The organism is Skermanella sp. (genome assembly GCF_059503625.1).
In genome coordinates this window covers 1-3,861 of sequence record NZ_JCACHA010000112.1, presented here as the reverse complement: position 1 = coordinate 3,861, position 3,861 = coordinate 1, and the positions used below count along the sequence as shown (strand labels likewise).

Genomic DNA, 3,861 nt, shown 5'->3' with positions numbered 1-3,861 from the left:
GAAGAGTTGCCCTTGATCGTGTTGTTCAAGCTGCGCGCGTTTGAGGCGAGACTGTTCATCGCCGATCCCACGCTGTCTTCAGCCTGAGAGAACGTTCCACCCGGTTGCAGAAGCGCCGCGGCGCCGGCGGCGGTCGAAACGTCCGCACCCGAAAGCACGCTGGCGACGGAGCTTTCCAAATCCTGCGCCTGGACGGTCACGGTCCCACCGCTGCCGTTCGACGCGATGTTCTGGTTCTGCGCACCCTGCTGGAGCAGGTTGACGCCGTTGTACTTGGCGTCCTTGACGAAGGCGCCGATGTCTTTGACCTGATTGTTGTACTGGGCCTGATAGTTTGCCCGGTCGCGCTCGCTGAGAGACGAGTCCGACAGCTTGACCAGCGTCGCCTTGACGTCCGACATGGACGACGAGATGAACTGCGATGCCTTCATCGCGACGTCGATCATGCCCTTGCCGACGGCGAGCCGCTCGTTCGCGGCGCCGAGGACGGCCGTATCTCCCCGAAGCTTTTCAGCCACGGCGAAGGCGGCGCCATTGTCATAGACGTCTGCAACCTTCTTGCCGGTTCCGATACGCTTTTGCGCAGAATTAACCGCGCTCTGTGCCGATCCAAAGCTGTTGATGGATGAATAGGAACCGGTGTTGGTGTTGACTGAACTGATCATGGCGTCACCTCGTCCCCGATCTTATACCCCTTTATTGCGAGACCTGCAAGCTTGCCGCGCCCTGCCCGGCGGCTGACCTCGCCGCAAGCAAAGTTCGCGACAATACGCCGCACGCGTGTCTTGACGGGATGGAACGGTCGGTGTTTTGATTGGCTGTCTAACAAAAGACGGAAGCCGAGGAACAGATAGCTCCTGGCCAAGAATCAAGAACCAGCTTTCAAGAATAGCCCAAAAAGGGTCGCATCCATCAGGGAGGAAGCACATGAAGAGTCTGTTGGCCGCTACCGGCCTTGCACTGGCGCTTGCCTTTACCCACAGCCCCGCACACGCGCAGAGCCGCCCGACGATCCCGATCATCGTCAAGGATACGACCTCCTTCTACTGGCAGATCGTGCTGGCCGGCGCGCGTCAGGCCGGCAAGGACCTCAACGTCAATGTCCAGGAACTGGGCGCCCAGTCGGAAGCCGACATCAACGGCCAGATCGGCATCCTCGAGAACGCCGTGTCCGGCAAGCCGGCCGCCGTGGTGATCTCGCCGACACAGTTCGCGGCGCTGGGGCCGGCAATCACGGAAGCGGCGAAGAGTGTCAAGGTGATCGGCATCGACAGCGCCGCCGACAGCAAGTCCTTCACCTCCTTCCTGACCACCGACAACGTCCAGGGCGGCCGGGCCGCCGCCGATGCGCTGGCGGCTGCGATCACACAGCAGTACGGGGCCGCCGAAGGCGACATAGCACTTATCACGTCGCTGCCGGGTGTCGGATCGCTCGACCAGCGCGCCAAGGGCTTCAAGGAACAGTTGGCCGCCAAGTATCCCAAGATGAAGCTGATCGCCGACCGGGTGGCCGACGGCCAGCCGACCACCGGCCTCAACATCATGACCGACCTGATCACCGCCAGCCCCAACCTGCGCGGCGTCTTCGCCAGCAACCTGATCATGGCCCAGGGCGCCGGCCAAGCCATTGCCGAAAACGACCTTGGCGAGAAGATCAAGCTGATCGGCTTCGACAACGACGAACGGCTGGTCAGCTTCCTCAACGACGGGGTTTTCGGGGCGCTGTTGTTCCTGGACCCCTACCGCATGGGCTATGACGGCGTGAAGACCGCGCTTGCCGCATCGAAGGGCGAGGCCGTCCCGGCGGAGGTCGATACCGGCGTCAACGTCATCACCAAGGCCAACATGAACGAAAAGCGGTCGCAGGAGCTTTTGAACCCGAAAGTCAAGTGACCATGGCGTTCGCCGCCGCCAGGGTCGAGGCGCCCGAACCGGGCGTCGCGACCCTGGAACTGCGCAAGCTCGACAAGAAGTTTGCCGGCACCCACGCGCTGAAGGCGGTCAGCCTCAGCTTCATGCCGGGAGAGGTCCACGCCATCGTCGGCGAGAACGGGGCCGGCAAATCGACGCTGATCAAGCTGCTGACGGGGGTCTATCCCAAGACCTCCGGCACCATCCTTTGGCAGGGCAGGGAGGTCGAGTTCTCCGGCCCGCAGGACGCCCTGGCGCTCGGCATCAACGCCGTCCACCAGGAAGTCGTGCTGTGCCCCCACCTGACGGTGGCGGCCAACATCTTCCTGGGCGACGAGACCACCCGCTTCGGCCTGCTGCGCAAGCGGGAGATGACCAGGCGCGCCCAGGCGATCCTGGACGAACTGGGCTTCCACCTGCCGGCCGACGCGATGCTGAGCGACCTGACCATCGGTCAGCAGCAGCTGGTAGCAACCGCCCGCGCCGCCAGCCGGGGCACCCGATTCCTGGTGTTCGACGAGCCGACCGGCTACCTGACGCGCGCAGAGACCGACCAGCTCTTCGCGCTGATCCGGCGACTGCACGGCCAAGGCGTCACGATCATCTATATCAGCCACCGGATGGAGGAGATCTTCCAGATCGCCGGCCGCGTCTCGGTGCTGCGCGACGGCCAGCTGATCGGGACCCATGTCGTGGCCGAAACCAACGAGCGGGACCTGATCCGCGAGATGGTCAACCGCCCGCTCGATCAGGTCCACCACAAGGAAGTGATCCCGCTCGGCGAAACGCTTCTCGACGTTCGCGGCATGAGCGGGCCGGGGTTCGATGACGTCTCGCTGACCGTCAGGCGCGGCGAGATCGTCGGTCTCTACGGGCTGATCGGGGCCGGACGAAGCGAATTCGTCCAGTGCCTGTTCGGCCGGACGCGCAAAACAGCCGGCGACGTCAAGCTCAAGGGCAAGGCGGTGGAGTTCCGCCGCGAAGCCGACGCGATCGACAGCGGCATCGTCCTGCTGCCGGAAAGCCGGCGCGACCAGGGGCTTTGCCTCAACCTTCCCGTCGGCTTTAACCTCAACCTGCCGGTATTCCACAAGATCAGCACCGGCGGGCTGATCCGGTCGGGCGAGGAGAGGACGCGGTCCGACAAGCAGATGCGCGACCTGCGGATCGTCGCCGCGTCGCGCAGCGTCGATGCCCTGACGCTGTCCGGCGGCAACCAGCAGAAGATCGTCATCGGCAAATGGCTTAACCACGGCGCCGACCTCTTCATCTTCGACGAGCCGACGGTCGGCGTCGATGTCGGCACCAAGGCGGAGATCTACAAGCTGATGGCGGTCCTGCTCCGGAACGGCGCCGGGATCATCCTGATCTCGTCCTACCTGCCGGAGGTCTACGATCTGGGCGACACCCTGCACGTCTTCCGCAAGGGACGCCTGACCGCGAGTTTCGGCCACCGCAAGGTCGATCACGAGACCATCCTGGCCGAAGCCATCGGCACCTGAACACCGAGAACCGTAAACGGCAACGAACAAGAAAACCGGGGAGAATCGATCAGGATGGCTGACATGGCAGTCGCGGCAAAGCCACGCGGGCGTCTCCGCTTCGCGTTCCTCCTCAACCTGACGCTGCTGGGGCTGCTTCTGCTGATGTGGCTGGTGCTGTCCGTCACGACCGACAGCTTCATGACCACCAACAACATCGTCAACCTGCTGCGTCAGGCGTCGCTCTGGGCGGTCATCGCGATCGGCCAGACCTTCGTCATCATCACCGGCGGCATCGACCTGTCGGTCGGCGCGGTGGTCGGCTTGTCGAGTACCGTGGTGGCGTTGCTGCTGAAGGCCGACTTCCCGATCTGGGCCGCCGTCGGCCTGACCCTGATGCTCGGCCCCGTCATCGGCGCCTTCCACGCCTTCGGTATCCTGAAGCTGGGCCTGCCGCCCTTCATCATGA

The 3,861-nt window shown here is 63.9% G+C and carries 4 protein-coding genes; 3 read left to right on the top strand and 1 reads right to left on the bottom strand.

Annotation, left to right across the window (positions count from 1 at the left end; translation table 11 throughout):
* On the bottom strand, window positions 1-665 hold a 665-nt coding region (locus AC5JJ6_RS03105; protein ID WP_496040641.1), incomplete at its 3' end, for a flagellin.
* Between the two features lie 262 nt (window positions 666-927).
* Between AC5JJ6_RS03105 and AC5JJ6_RS03100 the strand changes: the two genes are divergently transcribed.
* From AC5JJ6_RS03100 to AC5JJ6_RS03090, 3 genes are all read left to right on the top strand, one after another.
* The gene (locus AC5JJ6_RS03100; protein ID WP_496040640.1) at window positions 928-1,893 is read left to right on the top strand and encodes an ABC transporter substrate-binding protein; all 966 of its coding nucleotides are present in this window, start codon (window positions 928-930) and stop codon (window positions 1,891-1,893) included.
* Between the two features lie 2 nt (window positions 1,894-1,895).
* Window positions 1,896-3,413: a sugar ABC transporter ATP-binding protein gene (locus AC5JJ6_RS03095; RefSeq protein WP_496040642.1), complete on the top strand. Its 1,518-nt coding sequence runs from the start codon at window positions 1,896-1,898 to the stop codon at window positions 3,411-3,413.
* 54 nt (window positions 3,414-3,467) lie between these two features.
* On the top strand, window positions 3,468-3,861 hold a 394-nt coding region (locus tag AC5JJ6_RS03090), incomplete at its 3' end, for an ABC transporter permease (RefSeq protein ID WP_496040639.1).

Excerpts from the sequence above, each read along its gene's own strand:
- AC5JJ6_RS03100 (WP_496040640.1), top strand. The coding sequence starts at position 928 with ATGAAGAGTCTGTTGGCCGCTACCGGCCTTGCACTGGCGCTTGCCTTT.
- AC5JJ6_RS03095 (WP_496040642.1), top strand. The coding sequence starts at position 1,896 with ATGGCGTTCGCCGCCGCCAGGGTCGAGGCGCCCGAACCGGGCGTCGCG.